Consider the following 25,571-nt stretch of genomic DNA (forward strand, 5'->3'; position numbering starts at 1 on the left):
ACCGCTTCGTTCTGCGTCGCTGCATCAGCAGCAGAGAAACGAGATTATGGAGAACGACCGACAGGTCGTCAACCCCCTTTTGTGAATTTTCTTTTGACCAAGTGCGATTTGACGCCGAAACATGCGCCCCACTATATGAAGCAAGATCGACGGAAAGTCATCCGGTCGTGCGGGAGTGGCCGACATAGCCTATAGTGAAGAGCCTGCATACGCGCACGACGAGCAGTTGAAGTGCGGCCTTCTGCCCCCACCTGAACTTACGGATGACAGGCGATGAAGGGACCCTGCGACAAGAGCGCATGACAAATTGGTGCGCTCATAATGCGCGCGAAGGCGCAAGCTCGTATATAATGCGAGCCGCGCGAATTTCGCACATTTCTATCGGCCCGCTTCGCGCGGGCTCATCTTTTTTGCTCCCCAGAGCACAGCCAAACAACCGCGTTGAGTCACTCAGGTGATGTTGAGCCATGCTCGAAACGCCTGACGGTAGCGTCTTGCGTCTCATAGCGAAGCCTCTAGAGGAGAATACGTGAACCCTTTTGATCGCGAAGATTCGCAACACGAAACTGCCGGATACACCGCCAAGGCGCCCGCTGGCCGTACGGCCAAGGGCAAAGGCGCGGGCAAAGCGATCCCCGTAGCGGCCGAACTGCCGCCGCAACAAGCTGAAGAACGCCAGCGCCAGATGCGCGCGCTGATCCAGTTGGGCAAGGAGCAAGGCTACCTGACCCACGCGCAGATCAACGACCACCTGCCCGACAACTTCGCGCAGACGGCGGCGATTGACAGCATCGTCAGCGCCTTCAACGACATGGGCGTGCAGGTCTACGAGCAGGCTCCGGATGCGGAAACGCTGCTGCTCAACTCGAACGCCCCCGCCGTGGTGTCGGACGATCAGGCAGACGAGGAAACCGAAGTCGCGCTGTCGACCGTCGATTCCGAGTTCGGCCGTACGACCGACCCCGTGCGCATGTACATGCGCGAAATGGGCGCAACCGAACTGCTGACCCGCGCGGGCGAAATCGCGATTGCGAAGCGCATCGAAGACGGTCTTCACGAAATGGTGCAGGCGATTGCCGCTTGCCCGCTCGCGATCTCCGCCATTCTGGCGAGCGCCCAACAGGTTGCGGACGGCGAACTGCGCATCGACGAACTGGTCGACGGTCTGAATGAAGATACGGTTGCGGCGGAAGAAGAAAGCGCGAGCGCGGACGCAGCAGCCGACGTCGACGCAGACGCCACCGATGACGACAGCGATAGCGAAGACGACGACGATGCCGGCCCGGCCGACTCCTCGGCAGCAGACGAAGCACGCCTGAAGCAGCTCACCAGCGATTGCCTGGAAATCTTCGCGCAAGTCGGCATTCTGTCCGACCAGCAGAACGCCTCGCACACGCGCGGCGACGTCAGCTCGAAGGCTTACCTGCGCGCTCGCGAAGAGATTCAGCAGCACCTCGCCAAGATCCGCTTCACGGCACGCACCATCGACCGCTTGTGCGGCGACGTGCAACACCAGGTCGCGCAAGTCCGTGCAATCGAACGCCGCATTCTGCAAATCGTCGTGACGAAGAGCGGCATGCCGCGCGAGCAGTTCATCGAATCGTTTTCGGGTCATGAAGCCGATCTGGGCTGGACCGAGCGTGCCGCGCGCGGCACGTCGACGTACGGCGCGGCGCTGGAGCGCCATCTGCCGGCAATCCAGTCGGAACAGCAGAAGCTGATCGACATCGAAGCAACCGTTTCGCTGCCGCTCAAGCATCTGAAAGAGATCAATCGTCAGATGGTCGCGGCCGAGTCGAAGATGCGCAAGGCCAAGAGCGAGATGATCGAGGCGAATCTGCGTCTCGTGATCTCGATCGCGAAGAAGTACGTCAACCGCGGCATGCTGTTCCTCGACCTGATTCAGGAAGGCAACATCGGTTTGATGAAGGCGGTGGACAAGTTCGAATACCGCCGCGGCTGGAAGTTTTCGACGTATGCAACGTGGTGGGTTCGTCAGGCTGTGACGCGCTCGCTCGCCGACCAGGCACGCACGATTCGCGTGCCGGTGCACATGATCGAAACGATCAACAAGCTCAACCGCATTTCGCGCGAGATCCTGCAGCAAACCGGTCAGGAAGCCCATCCGTCGGTGCTGGCAGAACGCATGGAACTGTCGGAAGAGAAGGTGCGCGGCATTCTGAAGATCGCCAAGCAGCCGGTGTCGATGGAAACGCCGGTCGGTGACGACGGCGACGCAACGCTCGGCGACATGATCGAAGATTCGGCAGCTTCCTCGCCGGCCGACGCAGCGATGCAGGCCGACTTGCGCGCCGCTATCGACGACGCGCTCGACTCACTGTCGCCGCGCGAAGCGAAGGTGCTGCGTATGCGTTACGGCATCAACACGAAGTCGGACCACACGCTCGAAGAAGTCGGCAAGCAGTTCGACGTCACGCGCGAGCGGATTCGTCAAATCGAAAGCAAGGCCATGCGTAAGCTGATGCATCCGAGCCGCGCAGATCGTCTGAAGTCGTTCCTCGACCGCTAAGCCAAGCCGGTCGTTGCGCTTGTCGTGCGCCATGCACGGCAAGCGCATCTCCCCCTCCCCATTCAAGCAAGCAACGAGATGATCCCACCAATGGTGAGTCCCGCTGCCAGCCAACGCCCGGCCGTGTAGAACGCATTACGCTCTTCATGAGGCTGATCCGGGCGTTCGAGACCCAACGTACCGTACGCAAACGCCTTGACCGCCGAGGTATCGGTCGTCGACGCGCTCCCCCCCGCTGAATCACTTACCGCACCGTCCTGAATCGTATTGCCCTCTTGCGCCGCCGTCGCTGCGCCTTCGGCGGAGATGTGGACGGCGTCGTCCTGTTCGGATGTATTCGACGCAACAGCCTGCGTGGCCGTGTCGTCCGCGTTGTCCGTTACGGACCGGCTCTTCATCATCGCGCGATCCGATTCCGGCAGTGTCGACGACAGCGCACTGTCGATTTGCATGGCAACCTCCGTTTATTTCGCCCAACGCATGCGCCGCCCCAGTTCGCCGTGGCAATGCAAACAGAACGCTCGCACACGGCGGTTCGACGCACAACCGCTTACAGGAACTATCGACGGCGGTACGCCAAAACTTGAGCACTGGAAAGAAACGGTAAGTTCCGTCGGATGCATTGCTCCGGCCCGAAACGTATCCGACGGCTGCGTGCGCAACACGCGGTTCTACAGAACGAATTCCATAGGTCGATTTGTTGTCCACAGAAACTGTTCAGAAGCCTGTGGATATCCTGAGCAAGAGTCACCCAAGTCGTTGAGCGCATTGCTTTTCACATCTACGCTTCCGACACGACAGGTCGCATCGCTCACGGCTTCCCGCACATTGCCCGAACCGCCGCCCATTGCTGCGCCGTCAATGCACTTTCGCCGACAGGTGATCCCTGATTCAGCTTTTCCCGGTCGAGCGTACGCGGATGATCCGACAGAAACCCAATCGTACCGCTGCCATTACGCTTCTCAGTCAACGCAAAAAATCCCGCGAGCCCATCACTGCGCAATCCGCTCGCTTGCAGATAGGCAACGCCGTTCGCATCGGCGAGACACTCCATGTCACGGCTATACGATAGTCCCACCAATCGCCCCGCCAGTGACGATACGTCTGCGAAACCAAGATGGATGCCCAGGGTTGTGCTGATCAGAGTGATGCCGGCGCTGCGAAACAAAGCGGTCAACGGATCGCGCCGCGCGATATGTCCTGTCTCGTGCGCCATCACGCCAGCCAGTTGATCGGGATTGTCGACGCGCTGGAACAGCCCGCGCATGATGATCATGCGTGCGCCAGGTAGCGTGAGTGCATTGACCGTCTTGCTGTCGATGACCACCACGCGTACCGGCTGCGCGATCCCCGCCGCGTGAGCGAGGCGCGCTTCGAGTTGTTCGAGCGCGCGTTGTCCGTCGTCGCCGCGGCACACCCGATGCTTACCGACCACGACCGACTCCACCATCTCGCCAAGCCGGTTTTCCGCGCTGCGCGGCACAAGCGCCGCGCCAGCTGCAGGCAGTCGCACGACGAGTACGAACGCAAGCGCCAGTGCCGCCACGCCGATCGTGACCCAGCCCAGATAATGCCAACGCTGCCCGCGCGGCGCCGTCATCTGCACAGGTAGTGCAAAGGCATCGGCCAACACGCGGCCCGGTTCGCCTTTGCACGACAACGCGACTCTGCCTTCCGGGTCGGGCTCGCCGACGATCAGCCGCGCACGCGGCCAAACCGCCAGTTCACCCTCAACACCGTCGATCGACAGAACCGCCTCGCTCCAGCGCAGCGTTGCCACATGAGGCGCGGCGGTATGGCCGTCGTAATAGCGTGTACCGCTCGGCACTGAAGACTCCACAACCGCGTCAGAACGCGCCGCCATGATCGAGCAGGTTCAGCATGCCTTCGCCCGTGCGCGGCGGCTGCTGATCGCTTTGACCGAGCGTCTGCGGGTCGAGTTGACCGGACACCTGCAGCGTATCGGCTGCGAAGCGCATCACGCGATGCAGCACGATCGGAAAACCCAGACCCAGCGTAAAAACGATGATCGCCAGATTGCCCAGCATCATGCCGAGCAGACGCCCGGCGGTAATGCTGCTGCCGAAACGCAGTTGCGCGCCAAGCGTCGTATTGCCCATGACATGGCGCGTCACCAGCGCCAGATAGAAGCACTGGATCAGCAACGCGCCGACGATAAACAGCACGTAGAACAGGAATATCGAGCCGAATGCGGCGAACGCGGCGGGATCATGAGCCTTCAGCGGCGCATGCCCGATGGGCAGGAACGCCATGATGCTCTTGAGGAAAACTGCCCCGAGCACGACGAACAGCGCGACGATGCCCAAAAACGTGCCGACGAACGCGCCATACAGCGCACGTGCGCGCCCTTCAAAATGAAACGGCAGGCTGCCGAAACTGCTCGCGTTGATGCGTCGCTCCGCCAGGCGCATGGACACCCACGGCACCATCTGTCCAAGCGTGACGATGCACAGCAGGCCATACAGCAATGCGTACGCACCATAGACCCACGACGAGCCGGTCATGCCGCCGCGGATCCCACACCATTGGGTGCGGCTCAAGCGGTAACGCTGCGCGCTGAAATACGCCCCTGCTGCGATCACCGCGATCACGATGTAAAGAACAATGATCGGCACGAGAGCCAGTGCAGCGCTCCCAGTGATGGCGCGCAGAATCGCGCTAAGAATGCCTGCACCGACAATCGCGCCAAAGATAATCGCAATCGCCAGTAGAAAACCTTTGAACAGTTCGCCGCCCGTCCCGGTGTACTCAAATCGCTCACCTTGAAAACGCATGCGCGACCAGATATATCGACGGTTATTCGTGGTGGCCCAAAAACGATAAATGCCAAGCGTGATGATCTGCAGCAACAGATTTTTGATGAATATCCCGTACAGCTCTCCAAGCTTGCCGTCATAGCTCAACAGCGGTTGCTTCTGGTCGAGTGAGTTCATTTTTTCTTCCCCCGGCTGGCAAATATACGTTTTTGAGGCCCGCGTACGCATAAGCAAGTATGCATGGCGGGCGGGTGGTCTTTCCTTCGCAAAACTGACTACGACAGCGTGAAAATTTGAAATCTGGCCCGCAAGAGAGCAACTGTTTTACGGCATCACGAATGTTTTCACGAGCGTCAGCTCGCCTGCCTTACGCATCGGCACCCGAATGGTTTCGCTCTTTTCGTTCGGCGTGTTCTCGTTCGTGATGATCGTCACCTGCGCGACGGTCATATCGCTGCCGCTGTTCCCGCTACCGTAGTAATTCACATAGACCAGATACGTGCCCTTCAAGGGCGCCGCCGACGAGTAAATCTCCGGCCCGTAGCCGGTCGTCACATCCACATCGAGCGCGCCGCCGTTCGGCGCAACGCGATCGCCATACCAGGTGTGCGCGCCGTCCGGCGACACCACGTGCAAGTCCAGATCGGTGCCGTCGGTGTCCCATGCGAGCAACACGCGCAACTTGGGCTGCGTCTTGCCACTGTAGGCGTCGTAAAACTGCACGCGTTTGCGCGAGCCATCCGGCGCCCGCAGTTCCACGCTGTTGCTGCCGGACGGAAACGCGTAAGGCCGCGAAAACTTGCCGTCTTCCTCAACGCGCTGCGGCAACGGCGTGCCGTCGACCACCAGCGTGCCCACCGTGGTGCCCTTCTTCTTCGGCGTGTTACGGATCTGCCCTTCGATCAGCGCAAATTTCGACTGCCCTTCCGGCGTCGATACCGACACCGCCGGGTAATGCACGTCCTGCGTATAACGCTCGCTGTCACCGCTGGTGTTGCGCCAGCCGTTCAACGGCGCGCCGAAGTCGATATCGCTCGCGTGCGCCACCGTCGCAGCCTGCAAACAGGCGACGACGAGCATCATCCAGCCGGCCTTCACCCACCCCGTCGTCTTGACCTTCATCGTCACTGCTCCCATCCCGCTGTCAGAGTCGCTCGCTTTTCACGAGCTGCAGGTCGCCGATCTTACGCAGCGGCACGACCATCGTTTCACGCCGCTCGTTCGGCGTGTTTTCATTGAACACCAGCGTCAACGTCGCGGTAATCACGTCGCGCTCGTGCGCGGCGGCGTCGAAGTTGTAGCCGGTCGAATCGAAGTTGCCCCAGTAGTTCAGAAAGAACAGCCACGTACCGTGCTCGGGCGCCGCCGACGAAAATATTCCCGGCCCCGCACCGTCCACCGAATCGACATCGAATCCGCTGCCGTCTTCGAGCGTGGGGTTGGCGAAGAACGCGTGCAGACCGTCCGGCGTAATCACGTGCAGATCCACCTGCGCTTTCGGATCGTCCCACGTGACGATCGCGCGCAGCTTCGCCTGCGGCTTGCTGCGGTCCGCTTCGTAGAACTGCATGCGCTGGCGCTGCTTGCCGTCGGCGGAAATCAACTCGATGCTGTTCGAGCCCGCGCCAAATGCCCACGGGCGCGCGAATGCGCCTTCGTCGTCGGTATAGAGCGGCGTTGGATTGCCGTTGACGACCAGTGTGGGCGGCTTGCGCGCGTGTTTGTCGATATGTTTGAGGCGCCCTTCGATCAGCGTGCGATAGCGTTGCGCGCCACGGTCGACCGGCGGCCGGGGATACGCCGCGACGAAGTGCTCGCCTTCGTTCGTCAGCCCGCTGTGGCGCCAGCCGCCGAATGCGCCGGTGAGGTCGGCGAGCGCACCGCCATTACCGTCCGCGCCGGCGGCTTGCACGTTTGTCGTCATGCCTGCCGCCAGCACAGCCGCGGCCACAGCAATTGCCATGTGAACGCGAACACCGCGCGCAAGAGGTGCCAAAGCAACGGCCGCAGGAATGCGAACGCGGCGCATCACAGGAAGCGCACGGAACACGGCAGAAAGCGAGCGCGAGACGGTGTTCATTGGATCGGATTGTCGGTACGAATCAGCGTGCGCGCGGTACGTTCGACGAAGTCTTCATCGAGGCCACGCGGATGATGCTGGAACGCAAGGTGAATATATTCATGCGCCAGCGCGATACGGTCTTCTTCGGTCTGCAGGCGATACACGTACACGCGATTGCGCTGCGCATCGGCATACGGCCGACCTTCGCGCACCGCGCACACGGCCGGCAGATCGGGCGTTTCGTAGCCGGGCGCGCCGTCCATACGCCGCGCCCACAACGGCGCGTTGCGCTGCAGCCATTGCTGGGCGCCGGCCACCTGGATGCAATCGCCGGACAGCGGGCTCTCGAACGACGTCAAAGTCGCTTGCGGCCAGGTGCGCGAGAGAATGGTGTCGAACGTGAGGCCGGTTTGCGCGGACGCTTTCGCGGCGAGCCAGCTCATCTGACCAGGCGCGGCCTTGTCGTGGTGATACTGAACCGGCACGCCGGTGAGCACCAGCGCGTCGGTCAGATCCGCGGCGCGACGCGCGGCGGCGGTCGGCACGCGCGGCAGGACGCGCTGCGTGCTGCTGCTGTCATCGATACGGAAGCAGCCATGATCGTGATTGCCGTGCTGCACGACGTAGGATCGCGCCGCTACTGCCAACGCCTTTGCCGCTTCCGGTTGGCTCGTGTCACCCTCGCGCTCGACCACTCGCGCGACGTAGTCATTCATGCCGAAGCGGCCGACCACTTGCGATGCGCCTGCAGCGTCGCGATCGAGGCGCAGTTCGCCGCGGCTTTCCACACGCGCCCAGTTGCCATTGACAAAACCGATCCGGAACTCGCCACGCAATGGGCCGTCCGGTACCGCAGCCGAACCTTTGTCGCTGAGCACCTGACGAATCGGATAACGGCTGAAGAAGTCGACCAGCACGCACGCGTTGTCGTCCGGCACGGTGACTTGCGTGAGCAAGGGCGCGATGCGCGGCGCGGCGGCCGCCAGCACGCGCGCGCTGCCGCCGGCGCCGCCGAGCCATACCGACGTGCCATCGGCAAGCCAGCCTGCTGCGCCGCCGATCGAGGCACCAGGCCGCGCGGGATCCGGCATCGTCCAGGTTTTGGCGCGCAGCAGGCTGCCGTATAGCGCCACGGTGCCCTCGCCGCGCCCGCTCGTCAGCACCGACACCAGTGTGCTCGCCGCCGCTTCGCGCGGCTTGGCCGGCATCGCCTGCAATGCGGCGAGCAGGTCGGTCACGGGCACGCGGTGCGTCGGCGTCATCGCATGAAGGTCGCGCAGCCATGCGGGTGCATGCGCGGCCGTCCAATACTTGCGCCAATCAGAGGGATCGAGTTGCAGGCGTGCGGGCTCGAAAAAGCGTCCGCATGATTGCACCAGCGCATGTTCGCGGTCGATGTGCCCGCCCGTCATGCAGCAATACACTTCTTCAGGATCGCCGCCGCTGCAGGTGTAATCCGGCGTGGCGATATTGCGATCGACCAGATAGCCATAGACGAACAGCTTCCACACGCTGCCGAGCGGCGTCTCCAGCGTCGCCGGCAACGGACGCGCCGACTGGGGCACGAGGCCGTCTGCAGCGCCGCCGGCGTTGAACTGCCAAAGCTGCGATTGACCATCGCGCAACCATGCGAAGCGCAGCATTTGCGCCGAGGACGCAACGGACGGCGAAGTTGGCGATGCGGTTGACGACGACTTTGCCCCCGCAGGCAGTGACACAGTCGACGCCGCCATCGCCGCAGCCGCACCGCTAAAAACACACCCCACTCCCACGGCGAGCGCGATCCGCAGCGTAGCTGCCAGACGATCGCGCGAGTGCCGAAGAGCGGAGAACATAGCGATCTCGCTTATTGAATACGCAGAGTCGTCATGCGATCGCTCCTGCCGCCTTCGAACGCCTTGGCGTCCGGCTGATACATGCGGAAGTAGCGTGCTGGAGGCAACGCGAACGTACCCGGCAACGCAAAGCGCACCAGTTGCCGCAGCGTCACCGGACGATCGAGCAAAGGCACCGGCTGGTGATACGCCAGCTCACCCATCTCATACGAAGCAGCACGCGCAAACGGCTGCGGGCCGCTTACCCCTTCCTTCTCGCCCGGCAAACCGTCGATCGACACACCCCAGCTGGTCGCCTCCACGTCGCCGCCCGGCGGCAGCGGCACATCGAGCAGACCGTAGTGGTACGCATTGCCGGAGCGCGGCGTAAGCGTGACTTCGTCGACGTACAGCGCATTGCTGTCGATCGCATCGCCCTGCTTGACCAGGCGCGCGGTAAAAGCCGAGCGGCCCAGCTGGCTCTCCGCGCCACCCGCCTTCTTCGGATCGACCTTCACTTCGAGCGGCTCCAGCTTGTAGAAACGACGTTCGACGGTGATGTTCAGTCGACTGTCCTCGCTCGTATGACTGCGGAACGAAACCAGCGCGCTCACGTCGGTGCGCGCGCCGCCTGCGTCGAGCGTGGCCGGCAAAGCGGCGCCGGTCCACTTCCACAGCGGCGTACCAGTCGGCGTCGCGGCGCGCGTCCAACCCGCACCTTGCAGCGACGGCAGCGAAGCCGGCGCCGTGTCGCCACCGAGCGCTTTACGCACCCACAGCAACGTCAACGCGCGATCGAGCGTCGGGTAGTCGGCGCTGCTCTTCGCGAGCAAGGCCGATGCATCGATCGCCGCACCACCATCGCCACCCGTCATATAAAGCAGACTCTGCACGAGCGGTGCGGGATCGTTGGCCAATGCCGTGCGTGCAGCACTCGCCGCTGCATCGAAGCCGTCCGGCAGTTGAGCACTCGTGCTACGCGCCATGTTGGCGACCAGCAGCGTCGCCATCTGCTTGCCGCGCGGCGAATCGGCTTGCGCGAACACGATGCTGTCCGACGCGCCATATGTGCCGTTGCGTGTAGGGGCCGAAGCATTGGCCGAAACCGCTGAATCGCTCTGCAAGTCCGCCGCAACACCCGACACCGGCGTCGCGACCGGCAGGCCCATCTGCTGCATGAACCACAGCGCCAACGCGCGATGCAGCAGCGGCTCTTTCGCACCGGCGTCGCGATAGACGTCCATTGCATGCTGCCAGTTGTCAGCGGGCAGCGTAATGCCGAGGCTGCGGCTCGCGAGCCAGTCCGCGTAATACGCGTAGGCGGTGATCAGCGAACTGCCGCCGGTCGTGTCGCCCCACCAGCCGAACGTGCCGCCGACACCGGCCAGCATCGCCAGACGTTGGCGCTGATTACGCAACAGCGCTTCAAGCCCTTGCGTGGAACTGGCGCTATCGCCACGACCGATCGCATCGTGTGCGAGCGCCAAAGGAATCAGGCGGCTCGACGTCTGTTCGGCGCAGCCGTACGGATAGTTGATCAGATCGTCGGCAACGCGCGCGAATTGGCTCGTGGCGCTGCCGATGAAACGCACGCTAACGTCCTGCGCATCTTGCGGCAGATTGAGCGGCTTGTTCGAGCCGTCGAGCGCCACCGTGTTCTGATGCAGATCGAGCCAGCCGCTCGCATCGAGCTGGATGGTGGTCTGCAAGCGATCCACATCCTTACCCGCCCGCCGCAGGCTCGCGTTGATCACACCCGCCTTCAACGCACCGGTCGGCAAACGCAGGTAGTTCGCGCCGCGCTTGAGCGTGACTTTCTGATTCAGCGAGAGACCGCCGCCGTCGACCACCCACTCGGCGTCCATATCCGCGTCGGTCTGATTGAAGGCGATCATGTCGATGGCCGGCTGATCGTTGACGCGGAAATGCGAAGGCCCGCTCCACTTGAGATACAGCGCCTTGTCCGAACGCACGTACGCAGTACGTTGACCGACCATGCCGTCCGGCGCCGCCGCGCGCAAGGTGACGCGCCAGCGGGCCAGCGAGTCCGGCATCTTGAAGGTCATGGTGGCGTGACCGTTCGCGTCGGTCTTCAGCGTGCCTTCCCAGGCGGCTGTGTCCTGATCGTCACGACGCGGCCGTTCGAGCACCTTCACGCCGCGCTCGTTGTAGTTGGCGCGTTGCGGGCCGCCCGGTGCACCCTTCAACGGCGAGCGCGCAAGATCGTACGTAATGAACGACAGACTCGACGACGTCCGCACATTGTTGCGGCGCGGATGATAGAAAAAGTCGACGATATTCGGTGCGATCTCCGGCTGCAGCACGTAGACCATTTCATCGACCACGCTGACCGTCAGATTCGCCGCTTCCGGCTTGCCGTTCAGCGTGCTGTCGAAGTTGAGCGTGACCGTATCGCCCGGACCGTACACCGGCTTGTCGCTCTTCACGTTCAATTCGATCTGCGGTTGCGCGACCACGATGCCTGCATTCTGGAACACGTATTCGCCCGCATGCACGTACAGCACCGAGAACGTCATGTTCGGCGCGAATGCTTCACCGACCTTGATACGCGCCTTCCATTGCGACGGCGCTACGCGTTGCAGTTGCAGCCAGTCGCCGCCGGCTGTGAGCAACGCGCGATGTTCGACGTTGTCGCGCTCCAGCGTCAGGAGGGCATCGTCGACCGGCATCGGGAAGGTAATCAGCGCTTCGGCGGTATCGCCGATCTTGTACCTGTCGCGATCGAATACGATCTCGACGCTGCCCGGAATCGCCTTCAGACCATCGCCCGCCACCCAATGACTTGTAGCCGCGAGCAGGTTGCCGGTATCGTCCTTGACCGACAGCATGTACGAACCCGGTTCGTCGAATTGCACCGGGAACGACAGCTTGCCGCCTGCCGTTGCGCCTTTGATTGCACCTTCGCCATGAGTCTGCGATTCAAGGCGCGTCCATTCCCACTTGGCCGGCGCATGCGAAGACGGATCGATCGTGCCAAGCGCTTGCAGATCGAAATTGACCGCTTCCTTCGGCTGCGAAAACGATTTGGCCGTCGACAAGCGATACGGCGTCGCGCCGCGCGCGATCAACACCTCACGTGTCACACGCACCTTGTAGGCCGCGCCGTCCTGCGCGAACAGGGTCAACGCATATCGGCTCGGTTCTTTTGCAGCGGGCAGCGTGAGACTTGCGTTGCCGTCGCTATCGGTCGTGAGTTCCTGCTGTTCCAGCTTGACCGGAAACAACCCTGCGTAGCGCAGTTCACCGTCGACGATCGTCACTTTCTGCGCGCGCAGCGTGACCGAAACCTTGCTGTCGCGCACCGGCTTGCCGTCCGGATAGCGCAACTGGATCTTGCCCTTCAATTGCTCGCCCGTCGCATAGTCGGCTTTATCCATCGACAGGTTGACGTCGAAATGCGGCTTCACATATTCGGCGACGCGAAACGCGCTGCCGTATACATCGCCGTTGTAATCGAAGCGCAGCGCATAGCCGCCGGCGGTGGCATCGGCGGGCAGCGTGAAGGACGCATCCGCGCCCGTATCGGAAGCGAAATGCACCTTGCTAGTCGCCACCGGCGCACCGTTCGGATCGAGCACGTCGAGCTTGATATCGGCATCTGCAGGCGCGGTGGATTGCGTCGCGTTCTGGAACGTGCGGCCGATGAACTTCACATGCACTGCGTCGCCCGGCCGGTACATCGGACGATCGGTCACCGCGTAGATCTTGGTGTTGTAGATCTCGCTGTCGTAGTAGAAATTCTCCGAAACGAACACGCCGCCTTGCGGATCGGTGCCGAGCACGTAGCTGCGCTCGGGGCTAACGTGTTGCAGCACCAGTGCGCCGTCGTTACCGGTGGTGCCGCTTTGCAGCACGCCTACGCCGTCGGTCCAGTTCACGTCGGTATTCGCCACCGGCTTGCCGTTATCGCGCCGTGTGGTCCATACCAGCATGCCACTCGATGCCGCTTTCACGACCGCAACCGTGTCCGATACGAACAGCAAGGTATGCGCGCGATAGTTGCCGATCACCGCCTCAACGATATACAGCCCCGGCGGCAGCTTGCCCACCGGAATCATCACGTTGCCCGAACTCGCTTCGATGAAGTTACTGCTGCTGCCTTCGAGATTGACACCCTTCGGCGGCTGGATCACCTTCGCGTCCCAGATCGGATAGCGGAAGCGCGCGACCATGTCATAGCCCTTCAGCGGTGCGAACTGCGAGTTCTGCTGGAATTGCGTCTGCTTGCCGGTCTGCTCGCCGAGCTTGAATTGCGGCTGGGCTTCGGTTGCCTTGCTACGCGTCGCGAACGAGAGCACACGTTGCCAGGCGCGGCGCGCTTCGGTGAACCAGCGGTCCCACAGATAAGCCAGCGTATTTGCGAGGCCCTCGCCCTGATAATTCGGCGCGACGTTCAGGCGATGCAGATTCTTCTGCGCCTTCAAAAAGTCCAGCGGTTTCGGTACGCGATACACAACGATGTCCGCACCGCCGTACGCTTGCAGCGCGTCCTTGAACTCGCGGCCGGGCGCTTCGAGACGCACCTGCGCCAACTGATCGCTGCCGAAGCTCGCATCCGAGAGCAGGAAGAATGGCTGGCCGTCGACCTTCTGCGACGCGAAATTACTCGATGGCGCTGTTTGCAGCGTCGGGTTCGCGGCGATGTTGGCATCGGCGGCGCTGCTCGAGGCGGCGTCGTCGGCATAGGCCGTTGGTGCGATGGCGAGCGTCAGCGCCGCGAAGAGCGCGACCACGGTGAAGCCTGCACGACGTTTCAGGTTGCCGAGCCAGGCGCGCGACGCAGTGACGGAGTTCATTCGGGTCATGGTGTCAGAAAGTCCAAACGAAACACGCCAACGAAATTCGGATTGCCGTCGAGCGGCTGCCAGCGGGAATCTTTCCATTGCATCAGATCGGAGACGGCCACGGCGCGCAGACCTGTATCGGTCGGCGTAACGGTGCCTGTGTGATAAGCGATGTAGCGATCCAACCAGATCATCAGATGCTGGTCGTCGCCCTGGTCGAAGAACAGCAGATCGCCAGGCAGCGCCTGGTTCACGTCCTTCGAAACAAAACGGCTATTGCGTTGAATCAGTGCGATCGCCGATGCGTAAGCGCCGGTGGAACCGTCGAGTTGCGTCCAGCGATTCGCGATTCCGCGTTGCGAGGCCGATAACTGCAACTCGGGCGGCATGCTGCTGGTGTCCGCGAGACTGGTCATGCCGTTCGCGCGCAACCATTTGGTGTCGTGCGGCTTGAGCGTCTCGCCGACGGCAAAGCGCACGAGGCCCGCGCAATCGCGTTGCGTCCAGCGCGGCGTCGGGCCACGGCGCATTTGCTGGTCGACGATGCGCACGAACCACGCGCGAAATGCAGCGGATTGCTGCGGCGAAAGCGCGTCGGGGTCGGGCGATGCGGTTGTGCTGGTGAGCGCATTCGCACACGGTGCGAGGCTGGCCATGACAAGCGCTGACGCAGCGCGCGCGAGCCAGATGCGGCGTGCCGTGCGGACATTCGTCGCGAATGCCACGTCGGGGACGTGAAGGCGGCGCACTTAGTCGCCCTCGGTGCCGGGCTGATCTGCAGGCGAGTCTGCTACTCCCGCGGTGGCAGCGGGATCCGCACCCGCCTTCGCGCGATCGAACCACCATTCCACCGGGACCCAACCCGTCGACCCCGGCAAGTTCTGCGGCAGCGTCAACGAAACCGGCGGGTAGTGTGCCAGCGCATGCAGCTTCGGCACGAGGTGCGTGCGCGACGCATTGCGGAACACCGCTTCCTGATCCGCCGGCAAGGCCGCGCCCGCTTCGCGTTCGATCAACGCAGCCGCGGACGAAGGTGTCAGCGTGAGAATCGTGCGCGGCAGGCGCTGCGGCGCGAGCGTATCGGCCAGCGCCGGATACCGCTTGTCGAGCACGGCGAGCGTGTCGTCGACCAGACGTGAATCAGGAGAAAAAATCAGATAACCGTGCGCCAGTGCAAGCATCACGGGGAAATAGCGCTCTGCAGACAGTTGCGAGGCGAACGACGCCTTGCTGGACAGCGCCGTACCGGAGAGCGCGCTGACCGGCCGTTGCCACACGGTAACGCCGGCGCCCTGGTCACGCTTCGTGACCGGCAAGCGACGATAGCCCGAATCGGCATCACCGGATTTGGCGGCCTTCGCCTCATACGCGCCGATCACGTCGCCAAAGGTCTTGCCGAGCGCGGTCTGCAGCGCAGCGATGCTCGTCGCGTCCTGTGTCTTCACGCGAGCGACGAACACCGGCGCAACCAATGTGGACTTCGCATACCAGCAAACGGCCGCGGGGCCAGTGAGCTGATCGCCGATCGCAGAAGCGCCATCCGCGCCCACATCGGCCACCTTGCCCAACAAGCCCGAGGCTTCTTTCCAGTCCGCTGGCAAGCTCGTGCACGCTGCCGGATTGGCCGGTAAGGCACGCCACAAGTCGGCGCTATTCCACGCCTGCGGCAACTTGCCCGGCTCGATCAAAGCGGAAGTCTGCCAGTTCGCCGCAGCGCTGCCGTTCGGCGAAAAATCGAATCGCAGTGCGTCGATGCCGGAGAAAAATGCCTGATAACCAAACGACAAATAATTGGCCGACACCACCAACCGGTGGCCCTTCGGCGCATCGCCCGGCGCGTCCAGCTGATAGGCGCGCGTCGCATCGTCGCGGCCGGAAGAAAGCATCTCGGACACGGCGTCGGCCCGCTCGCCCAGCAAGCTGCCTTTCGCGTCGAGCAGCACGCCCGGGGCGGACATCACGACAAGGCGGTCGTCCTTCGTTGCAAACAGAATCGTGCGGCCAACCGCCAGCTTCAACGCGTAGACCGGCACATCGCCGGAGAGTTTGGCGACCTGGCTCAACTGCGAGTCGCTCGCGGCGACGTTGCCGAAGCCTTGCAGCAGCTTCGCCAGCCCGTTACGGTGCATCGACATCACCCAGTAACCGAGGCGGCCGTCCGGCGAGCGCCACAGCAGCACATGCGCGGGTTCGTCGAATACGCGGCGGATCAGTTCATCGCGCCAGTCGAGTTGATGTTCGAACGCGAGACGGCGCAGCGCGCCTTCTGTGGACAAGCGTGTGTCGTTTGATTCGTAATAGTCGACGAAGTCTTGAGTCAGCACGTCGTGTAACAGCGGCACACGCAAGATATCGCGTGGCAAACGCGAGAGGGCTTCGCTGTCGATCACCGCATCCGGGTGATGAATATCGAGCACGATTTCGCTGGTCCCGGAGGCTTTGCGATGCCCGAATGGACGCCACACCGCCTGAATGACGATGCCGGCCACGACCAGAAGACCGACTACCAGGATTGCAATCTTTTTTCGCGACATCTTCATCTGATTTTTTCTGGTTCGATGCGACGGTATTAACGTGGATGGCCGATGAATTAACTCACCGAAATCATTCGCCGAAGGCAGCGATGATAACCGATATTTTTAGTCCAAAACCAGCGGTACTCGCCATTTAACATTCAGCCATGTTTCAGGAGTTTGACGGAAATATTGAACGAGCGAAATTAAATATTTTGAAAACGCGCTCGTCTGAAGCAACGACTTGAGTTAAACGGCGGCGGAAGGCGGCGGCATACACAGACGGGAACGCTTGCGCCCGTTGCCGGCTTCAACGGCCCACAGATGGGCCTGCGAGCATAGTCCGACCAGGCGCGGCCTTATGCTGCTTTACCGGATCGGGATGGTTATGCTAAATCCCAGCGATTTAGCATCTGCATAAAAAAACCCGGCTACGCACTACGTGCTCACCGGGTTATTTCAGGCATTGCCCTTACTGCTTTACCGCCAATACTATGTTAGCCGCGTTAGCCGTCATCAAACCAGTGCGAGCGCCTGCTTCATTCTCTGCACGCCGGTTTCGATTTCAGCAACGCCGGGCGCTGCAAATGACAGACGCAGTGCCGTCAGATCGATATTGTCTTTATAAAACGCGACGCCCGGCACGAACATGACATTGCGCTCGATACAGGCACGCAGCGTGTCGGACGCATTCTGCCCACCCTTCAATCGCGCCCATACGAACATGCCGCCGGCAGGACGATGAAACGCGATGGCGTCACCCAGATGCTCATCCAACGCGTCGCACAGCGCGCGGCACTTCACGGCATAGGCGTCGATGATCCTCGGCAAATGACGCTCCAGCGCTCCACTCGCGAGATATTCGGCGGCGATCGCCTGGGTCCACGGCGAGCTGCACAGGTCGACGGTCTGTTTGGCAACCACGCAGCGGCGCAAAATTTCCGAGTGCGCGATCATCCAGCCGACCCGCAAACCCGGCGCGACGATCTTCGACAGACTCGAAAAATGCACGACCCAGTCGCGTGAACCGGGCACCTGATCGCTCAACGCGAGCAGCGACGGCAACGCCGCGCCGCTGAAACGCAGGTCGCCATAGGGATCGTCTTCGACGATCAGAAAATGGTGACGCGCCGCCAGCTTCAACAACGCCATGCGGCGTTCGAGCGACAAGGTCGCGCCGGTTGGATTGGCAAAAGTCGGCACGGTGTAGAGCAGCTTCGGTGGCCGAGCTAATGTTCCCGCTTCGAGCAACGCGGCCAGCGCAGCGACATCGAGTCCATCCTGATCGACCGGCACCGTCACCACGTCCGCCTCTTGCAGCTTCAATGCCTGCAAGGTCGCCGGATAGGCGGGCTGTTCGACCAGCACCACGTCACCCGGCGCGACCATCACTCGCAGCAGCAGATCAAGGCCTTGCTGCGAACCGGTCGTGACGAGCAATTCCTGCGGCGTGCAAGGCGTACCGCGCCGCGTCATCAAAAGCGCGAGTTGGTCCTTGAGGACGGCGAGGCCATCAGTCGGCCCATATTGCAGGCAGAGCGTGGGCTGCTGCTGCGACGCACGCGCGGCGGCCGCATCCAGACCCTCGCGATCGAACAGATCGCTCGCCGGGTAGCCGCCGGCAAACGAAATCATGCCGGGTTGCGCCAGATACTTGAACAGCTCGCGGATCGGCGAACCAGTCGGCGCTTCGAATGCAGGATTGAACGTGAACATGGTGACGGGCCGTTTATCTTATCGATGGAAGATCCGCGTCGATTGTGGCCATCGTCCGGGTGGGCGGCAAACGATATCTACGCACTACGTATTGCGTTTTCCGCATCACCTCGAACGCGCGGGCTAAACCACGTTCTTCTCGACGATCGGCCGGTTTTCGAGCACACGCGTGAAACTCAGCGAACCGAGATCGAGCGTCGTATAGCGGCCATGCAGAATCAATTCGCTGATGCCGCGGCCGGTTGCCGGGCCTTGTTGCAAACCATGCCCGCTAAAGCCATTGGCAAAAATGCAGTTATCGACGTCCGGGTGGTAGCCGATGATTGCGTTCTGATCGAGCACGTTGTATTCGTAGTAGCCGGACCAGCAGTTCTGCACGCGCAGCGCCTCGAATTGCGGTACGCGATGCGCGAGCGTCGGCCAGATCACGTCGTCGAATAGTGCGTGATCGACTTCGTCGAGCGGCAAATCGTCGGGATCGTTATCCGCTGACGGCGACGTACCGCAGATGAACGAGTTGCCCTCAGGCCGGAAATACACGCCGCTCGGATCGATCAGCAATGGGCACCGTTCGAGTCGCGCAGGCGACGTGACATTGAAAATACTGCGGCGCCGTGCGAACACTGGAAGATCGATACCGGCCATCTGTGCAACCTTGCGCGACCAGGCGCCCGCTGCATTCACTACGAAATCGCAGGCGTAGACCTCGCCATCCGCGGTTTGCACTTGCGTCACGTGTTTGCCGTCGCGATGCAGCGCGGTGACGTCGGCGGCAATGTAGCGCGCGCCGAGCGCTTGCGCTTTCTTGCGCAGTGCCTGCACGAGGCCGTAACCGTCGAACCAGCCTTCACCGCTTTCGCCGTAGGCGCCGGCAACGAGGTCTTCGGTATTGAGCCAGGGAAAGCGCGCTTGCAATGCGTCTTTGTCGAGCAAACTGATATCGGCGCCAAGCCGCTTTTGCAGCGCGTGATTCTCACGCAGAGTCGCCTCACCGGCGGGCGTAGCGAGAAACAGATAGCCGCCTTCGTGCAGATCGATCGAGGGCTTCGTGCCGTCGATTTCGAGCCGCTCGCCGATCGAGCGCAGAAATTCGATGCCGAATAGCGACATCTGAATGGAAAGCGGTGTAGAAAATTGCTGGCGAATGGATGCAGCCGATAATGCCGACGACGAACGCGCATACGTCGGATCACGTTCGATCACCGTCACGCTGACCGACGGATCATTAAGCTGCAGAAAATACGCAACCGAGCTGCCGAGCACCCCACCGCCGACGATCACGACTTTGGAACTCACGTCTTACTCCACGAGTAGCGTGGCCGCTCTGAAACGGCGGGCGGCGCAAACGAATTGCTGAAAGAAGTTGTGAACAGCGGCGCATGAATGCGCCGCTGCTTTCTGCTGAACGCTCTACTGATCGATTGCTTTATCGCTGTAGTGCTACTGGCGGGATCAGTCGATATTGAAGTCAATGCCCTGCGCGAGCGGCAACGCCGACGAGTAGTTGACCGTGTTGGTCGCGCGGCGCATGTAGGCCTTCCACGCATCCGAACCCGACTCACGACCGCCGCCGGTTTCCTTCTCGCCACCGAACGCGCCGCCGATTTCCGCGCCGCTCGGTCCGATGTTCACATTAGCGATGCCGCAGTCGCTGCCCGAGTCGGACAGGAAACGTTCAGCTTCGCGCAGATCGGTCGTGAACACGCACGACGACAAACCGTGCACCGCTGCATTGTTTGCATCGACCGCATCCGCGAAATCCGAATAGCGCAGCACGTAGAGAATCGGAGCGAAGGTTTCTTTCAGCACCACCGCCGTTTGCGACGGCATTTCGACGATCGCCGGACGCACGTAGTACCCGCCTTCATGGCCCTTCACCTCGACGCGCTCTCCGCCGAACACCTTGCCGCCTTCGGCCGTAGCCTGCTGCAGCGCTTCCTGCATGCGTGCGTACGATTGCTTGTCGATCAGCGGCCCCATCAACGTGCCCTTTTCGAGCGGATTGCCGATCGGCACCTTGCTGTACAACTGCTTCAAACGTTCGATGGTCTTGTCGTACACGCTTTCGTGCACGAACAGACGCCGCAGCGACGTGCAACGCTGCCCAGCCGTACCCACGGCCGAGAACAGGATGCCGCGCATTGCGAGTTCGTGATCTGCCGTTTGCGCGACGATGCCCGCGTTGTTGCCGCCGAGTTCGAGCAGCGAGCGACCGAAGCGCTTCGCCACTTCAACGCCGACCGTGCGGCCCATTTCCGTGCTGCCCGTCGCGCTGACGATCGATGCACGCGGATCGGCCACCAGTTTCGCGCCGACATCGCGGCCACCGTTGATCAGCGCGGTCAGGCCGGCCGGCGCGTCGCCGAATTCCTTCAATGCTTCGCTGAGGATCTGGTTGACGGCAAGCGCGGTCAACGGTGTCTTTTCCGACGGCTTCCAGATCACCGCATTGCCGCACACCAGCGCCAGCGCCGCATTCCACGACCACACTGCGGCCGGGAAGTTGAACGCCGAGATCACGACGCACGTACCCATGGGATGCCAGGTTTCAGCCATACGATGGCCCGGGCGTTCCGAGGCGATCGTCAGACCGTACAACTGGCGCGACAGACCGACCGCGAAGTCGCAGATGTCGATCATTTCCTGCACTTCGCCCAAGCCTTCCTGCAGGATCTTGCCGGTTTCGAGCGTGATGATGCTGCCAAGTGCGTGCTTTTTTTCACGCAGGCGATTGCCGAGCAGGCGCACCAGTTCGCCGCGGCGCGGCGCCGGGACGTTGCGCCAGGCGGTGTACGCCTCTTTCGCATTGGCGAGGGCCGCGTCGACTTCCGCCACCGTGTTGCTGGCCACACGGCCAATGAGTTCGCCGGTGATCGGCGAATGAACCGCGATGTCGCCGGCTTGCGCCGCGTGGGCGATGCCGAGGTCGGCGAGGATGGTGGAAGCGTCCATGAGAATCCCTTTAATTTCCGATGCGAAACAAGAGTAAGTTCGGAAACTATACACGCGGGATTTTGTGGCGGCAAGGGTATTTGCCCAGGGGCGGGGTGCCTGGACATGCGAGTTGGCTTGCTGGGGTTGATTCGAGGGTACACGGGGCAAGCCTGTGCGGACTGATTCCCGCGTGGTTAGCGGCAAATTAGCGGCGCTTCGGCAGATGCGGCTCGTTTCTTATTGGAAATATTCTTGTCGCGCCCCAGCAATCCCCGTTCGCTTTGGCTTTGATCCCGGTTGCCTACTCAAGCGCGGCCGTACCGCGCATCGTCAGATAACCTTCATGGTCTTTGGCCCACAGATCGACGGTCCTACCGTCGGCAGAAAGTTTGCCGCATACCGTGAAAGCCTGACCAGAGAAGGTGGGCCGCAGCGCCTTGTACGCGAAGCTTTGCACCACCGCGTCCGGTTGTTCACGGCGTACCAGATCGACCAGCAGCGTCGCGATCAGCGGACCATGCACGATCAGCCCGGGATAGCCTTCCACTTCGGTCACATACGGGTAGTCGTAGTGAATGCGATGACTATTGAAGGTCAGTGCCGAGTAGCGAAACAGCATCACGGCGTCCGCATCGATCGCACGGCTCCACGTTTCGCCCTCGGGGGCGAGTGCCGCTTGCGGTGGTCGGGCGCCCTCTTGCGGCGCATCGCGATAGACAATGTCGTGCTCTTCTTCGAGCTTCAGTTCACCGCCAACTTCAATCGTGTGCTGCACCGTCACGAACACGAGACGGCCCGAGCGGCCGGTCTTGTCTTCGATATTGGCGATGGTCGACGTGCGTCTCGCATGCTCGCCGATTTTGAGCGGCGCATGGAACGTCAGCCGGCCACCGGCCCACATGCGGCGCGGCAACGGCACCGGCGGCAGAAAGTCACCGCGCTTCGGATGACCATCCGGACCGGCATCCGACAGCGGCGCGACCGGCAGGAAGTACAGCCAGTGCCAGAGTGGTGGCACCGTATCGCCGCTTTCTTCCCGGTCCAGGGTGGCGGCCATTGCCGTCAGCGGAAAGGCGGTGATGTCGTCCTCAATCACGACCTCTTTGTCGAGCCAGCTATCGAGGTTCTCTGGGGCGGCGGACATGGGCAAAGTCTCCGAATACGCTGTTTGGTGGGCCAGATAAGGTTTTACTACGAACTTCGCGTCAGGTTTCGCGAGGATTGCGTTTTCGATACCTCCGAACCTGCGGGGCAGGGTTCGAGCGCCGCCATAACGATACGGGAATTGGAGAGCAAGAGTCGGAGTGCGTGGCCGTGAGCGTGTGCTTACACTCGGTCATCGTTTGATGAATCGCCTTACGGAGAATGCTCATGAATATGGTCGCGAAGGCTCTTCACTCGCAGTCGCACTCGCCGGAGTTGGAACTGGAGCTGGGGTTCGAGCCCAAGCGGAAACACACGGCAGCACTGAAGGCGGACAAGGTCACCAGCCCGCTCACGCAGCGCGTCGACGCGATCGACTGGTTCGATGTCGAAGAAGAACTGAACGGATATGGCTGCGCGATGCTGCGCAATCTGCTCAGTGCGCAGGAATGCGATGCGCTGAGCGCAAACTATCCGCGCGACGATCTGTACCGAAGCCGCGTCGTGATGGCACGGCATGGTTTCGGTCGTGGTGAGTACAAGTACTTTGCGTATCCGCTGCCGCCGTTGGTCGCCGACTTGCGCGCCGAGCTCTATCCGCGCCTCGCGCCGGTCGCGAATCGCTGGAACGAGGCGATGAATATCGATGTCCGCTATCCGGCCGCCCACGGCGAATTTATCGAGCGCTGTCACGCCGCCGGCCAGCTGCGTCCAACGCCCCTGATTCTTCAATACGCCAAGGACGACTTCAACTGCCTGCATCAGGATCTATACGGCGAGCACGTGTTCCCGCTTCAGGTCGCGATACTGCTCTCGGAGCCAGGCCAGGATTTCACGGGCGGTGAGTTCGTCATGACGGAGCAGCGTCCGCGGATGCAGACACGTACGGAAGTCGTGCCGCTCGGCAAGGGCGACGCCGTGGTGTTTGCGGTCCATCACCGGCCGGTGCAGGGCACACGCGGCGTGTATCGGGTGAATCTGCGGCACGGCGTGAGCCGCCTGCGCTCGGGCCACCGGCACACGCTCGGGGTGATTTTCCACGACGCGACCTGATTACGCTCCAGTACTGCTGCGCTGCCGCAAAAATTCGACAACCGCATTTTTGACCCGGTATCATCCGGGAAAACCCGAACCCGCCGGATGCGCTGCGCCACCCTTTGCAGCGCGTCCGGCATGCCTGTTCGAGTGTTATCGCCCGTCGTCGGACGGGGTTTCCAGCCGGTGATCCCGGCACGGCAGCCCTATTCGACGCTACGAAGGTGGCGGGCTCGCACGCCCGCCCTGTCGCAATCGGCCAAAAGCCGGTGGCGGCCATTTAGCCTGGATATCATCGATCATGATTGCTGCCGCGTTTTCACGCGTTGCCGACCGCCTGCTGGTTGCGGACCCGGGACTCGTGCGTCTCCATACCGCGCTGCGCGTTGCGCTTGCCTGCCTGCTCACCGGCATTGCCAGCATCGCGTGGACCGTCTTTCATCACCAGCCGATTACCCTCGCCGCGCCCGGCATCCTCTTTGCGATGGTGGCGCCGCTGTTCGTGCGCGATGCGCGGCGGCCTGCGTGGTTCGGCACGCTTCTCTGTCTTTATCTCTGCGCCTGCGTGTGCTTTGCCGCAGCGAGCGTGCTGAGCCGTTATCCGCTCACTGGGGATGCGGGCTTCCTGGTCGTGATGTTCGTTGGCATGCTGGTCCAGGCCTGCGGTCCGCGTGCGCTGGGTTGCGCGATGCTGGGCGTGGTGTGCTTCTATCTTGGGCTGTATCTGCATCCTTCTGCCCTGCATCTTGTGCAGTCGCTCTTGCTGTCCGCGTTCGGTCCGCTGATGGTCACGCTCGTCGGCCGCGTGATCGTGCCGATGCGTGCGGCTGCCAGCTTCCGGCTTGCCATTCATACGGTGACGTTGCGCGCCTCGCGTGTACTCGCGGCACCGAGCGCGGTGCATCTGTCAGCACTGAACGAAGCCGCGCTCTCGCTTGAAGAACAACTGACGTTGCTGAATCCGCCCGACGCCGAGACGATTCGCGAGCGAATCGTCGAAGTGGAAGTGGCGGCGGGACAGCATGCGTTTGCTTCAGCGCCGGCGCACGGCGGCGCTCATGCACGCGCCGACATGCTGCATCACGCGATTGTGCGGCTCAAGGAAATTGCGCATCAAGGCCATGTGCGCGGCGCTTCGCCTTCACCGGCTGGCGCTACGAGTGCTCAGTCCGCCGCGTCATGGCTTGCCGATTTGCGCGCCAAACTCTGCTGGCTGCCCGCCACGCGCGCCACGACCGCTGCCTTTCTCGCGATGCTGATCGGCCACTCGCTGTCTCCCGAGCGCTGGTTCTGGGCGGTCATCACGACGTTTGTGGTGTTTCTCGGCACGCGATCACGCGCTGACACGATCTACCGCGGCGCACAGCGCCTCGCCGGAACGCTGGCGGGCGCGTTAGTCAGCGTGTTGCTCGTCGCGCCGCTGCACGACTCGTCCGTGTTGCTCGTGGCCACGATGATCCTGTGCGTATTCGGATGGGCTTACTACATCCTGAGTGCGTATGCGCCAGGGGTGTTTTTCATTACCGTGCTCGTCGGGCTCGTTTACGGCGAGTTGGGCTTCGCAATGGGACCGCTGGTCGAGTTGCGGATCGAAGAAGTACTGGTCGGTTGCCTCGTGTCGTTTGCGGTCGCGATTTTGATGATGCCGCTTGCGGCGACCCGGCACGTCGAGACGAGGCTTGGAGCAGTGCTTGGCGCACTGCGCGAAGTGGTGCGGCTTGCTGGCTCGACTGCTCAAGCGCCCGAGACGGCGTCGGTCATGCGCAAGCTCGATCGAGCCTGGCATGATCTACGGATCGCGTTGAAACCACTGCAGACACAGCGGGTGGTGGTGTGGAATCCCGGCGTTGAACTTGCCACCGGGTCGCTGCTGTGCTGCTTGCATTGGGCTCGAGTGCTGAGTGATCCTTCGCGGCGGCTCACGTCGTCGGAAGATGTGTCGCTCAATGCGGCGAATGTTAGCGCTGCGCATGTGGAATCGATCGTTGCGCGGCTGGACTCGTTGATCGCCAGGTACAACGGTGGCGTAGCAGTGACTACACGTGACGAGTTGGAAGGGCCCGTGCCGATGACTGCTGCCGTTGATGTCGATCCGGCAAAGGCACCAGCGCTCGCTCAACTCGATGGCGCCGTCGCCCAGTTGTTTGATCGGTTGACACAGCCGGCCACCAGAACGCGGAGCGTGTTCAATTGGGCGCTTAGGAATGGGAGCGCCTAAGCGGCGATGGAATTCGGATTTTGT

Annotated in this window: 16 protein-coding genes; 3 read left to right on the plus strand and 13 right to left on the minus strand. The window is 62.1% G+C overall.

What is annotated here, in order from left to right; all coding sequences use genetic code 11:
- Positions 1 to 529 precede the first annotated feature (529 nt).
- Positions 530 to 2,530 carry an RNA polymerase sigma factor RpoD gene (rpoD, locus tag M0D68_RS34130; RefSeq protein ID WP_200575239.1) on the plus strand — a complete coding sequence of 667 codons (2,001 nt, stop codon included), beginning with the start codon at positions 530 to 532 and terminating at the stop codon, positions 2,528 to 2,530.
- Positions 2,531 to 2,592: 62 nt separating this feature from the next.
- Here rpoD and M0D68_RS34135 read toward each other — a convergent pair whose 3' ends face one another.
- The 13 genes from M0D68_RS34135 to M0D68_RS34195 form a co-directional block, all read right to left on the minus strand.
- Positions 2,593 to 2,982, minus strand: a complete 390-nt coding sequence (locus tag M0D68_RS34135) for a hypothetical protein (protein WP_266226684.1) — start codon at positions 2,980 to 2,982, stop codon at positions 2,593 to 2,595.
- A 359-nt stretch (positions 2,983 to 3,341) separates the two neighbouring features.
- Positions 3,342 to 4,358 (minus strand): M48 family metallopeptidase, encoded by a 1,017-nt coding sequence (locus M0D68_RS34140; RefSeq protein WP_266226685.1) that lies wholly within the window; start codon positions 4,356 to 4,358, stop codon positions 3,342 to 3,344.
- A 19-nt stretch (positions 4,359 to 4,377) separates the two neighbouring features.
- Positions 4,378 to 5,484 carry a YjgN family protein gene (locus M0D68_RS34145; RefSeq protein ID WP_093635145.1) on the minus strand — a complete coding sequence of 369 codons (1,107 nt, stop codon included), beginning with the start codon at positions 5,482 to 5,484 and terminating at the stop codon, positions 4,378 to 4,380.
- Positions 5,485 to 5,631: 147 nt separating this feature from the next.
- Positions 5,632 to 6,429, minus strand: coding sequence for a YfaP family protein (locus M0D68_RS34150; protein WP_200619474.1), 798 nt, complete (start codon positions 6,427 to 6,429; stop codon positions 5,632 to 5,634).
- Between the two features lie 22 nt (positions 6,430 to 6,451).
- A complete protein-coding gene (locus tag M0D68_RS34155) occupies positions 6,452 to 7,231 on the minus strand; it encodes a YfaP family protein (RefSeq protein ID WP_211706667.1) in 780 nt (259 codons plus the stop codon).
- A 152-nt stretch (positions 7,232 to 7,383) separates the two neighbouring features.
- The gene (locus tag M0D68_RS34160; RefSeq protein ID WP_266226686.1) at positions 7,384 to 9,204 is read right to left on the minus strand and encodes a DUF2300 domain-containing protein; all 1,821 of its coding nucleotides are present in this window, start codon (positions 9,202 to 9,204) and stop codon (positions 7,384 to 7,386) included.
- Positions 9,205 to 9,215: 11 nt separating this feature from the next.
- A complete protein-coding gene (locus M0D68_RS34165) occupies positions 9,216 to 14,009 on the minus strand; it encodes an alpha-2-macroglobulin (RefSeq protein WP_266226687.1) in 4,794 nt (1,597 codons plus the stop codon).
- Positions 14,006 to 14,644 carry a DUF1175 domain-containing protein gene (locus M0D68_RS34170; RefSeq protein ID WP_266226715.1) on the minus strand — a complete coding sequence of 213 codons (639 nt, stop codon included), beginning with the start codon at positions 14,642 to 14,644 and terminating at the stop codon, positions 14,006 to 14,008. The genes M0D68_RS34165 and M0D68_RS34170 overlap by 4 nt, the downstream gene beginning before the upstream one ends.
- 93 nt (positions 14,645 to 14,737) lie before the next feature.
- Complete coding sequence (locus M0D68_RS34175) at positions 14,738 to 16,528, minus strand: DUF2138 domain-containing protein (RefSeq protein ID WP_266226689.1); 1,791 nt, start codon at positions 16,526 to 16,528, stop codon at positions 14,738 to 14,740.
- A 489-nt stretch (positions 16,529 to 17,017) separates the two neighbouring features.
- The gene (locus M0D68_RS34180; RefSeq protein WP_266226691.1) at positions 17,018 to 18,217 is read right to left on the minus strand and encodes a PLP-dependent aminotransferase family protein; all 1,200 of its coding nucleotides are present in this window, start codon (positions 18,215 to 18,217) and stop codon (positions 17,018 to 17,020) included.
- A gap of 123 nt (positions 18,218 to 18,340) precedes the next feature.
- Entirely contained in the window at positions 18,341 to 19,513 is a 1,173-nt protein-coding gene (locus tag M0D68_RS34185; protein ID WP_200619479.1) for an FAD-binding oxidoreductase, read from the minus strand.
- 156 nt (positions 19,514 to 19,669) lie between these two features.
- Positions 19,670 to 21,169: an aldehyde dehydrogenase family protein gene (locus M0D68_RS34190; protein ID WP_200654023.1), complete on the minus strand. Its 1,500-nt coding sequence runs from the start codon at positions 21,167 to 21,169 to the stop codon at positions 19,670 to 19,672.
- 283 nt (positions 21,170 to 21,452) lie between these two features.
- A complete protein-coding gene (locus M0D68_RS34195; protein WP_093635123.1) occupies positions 21,453 to 22,295 on the minus strand; it encodes a MaoC family dehydratase N-terminal domain-containing protein in 843 nt (280 codons plus the stop codon).
- 227 nt (positions 22,296 to 22,522) lie between these two features.
- Here M0D68_RS34195 and M0D68_RS34200 point away from each other — a divergent pair, with 227 nt between their 5' ends.
- Positions 22,523 to 23,347 (plus strand): 2OG-Fe(II) oxygenase, encoded by an 825-nt coding sequence (locus tag M0D68_RS34200; RefSeq protein WP_266226692.1) that lies wholly within the window; start codon positions 22,523 to 22,525, stop codon positions 23,345 to 23,347.
- 283 nt (positions 23,348 to 23,630) lie between these two features.
- Positions 23,631 to 25,547, plus strand: a complete 1,917-nt coding sequence (locus tag M0D68_RS34205) for an FUSC family protein (RefSeq protein ID WP_266226694.1) — start codon at positions 23,631 to 23,633, stop codon at positions 25,545 to 25,547.
- Positions 25,548 to 25,571 lie beyond the last annotated feature (24 nt).

The sequence above is a fragment of the Paraburkholderia sp. SEWSISQ10-3 4 genome, from assembly GCF_030464785.1.
Classification (GTDB): domain Bacteria; phylum Pseudomonadota; class Gammaproteobacteria; order Burkholderiales; family Burkholderiaceae; genus Paraburkholderia; species Paraburkholderia aspalathi.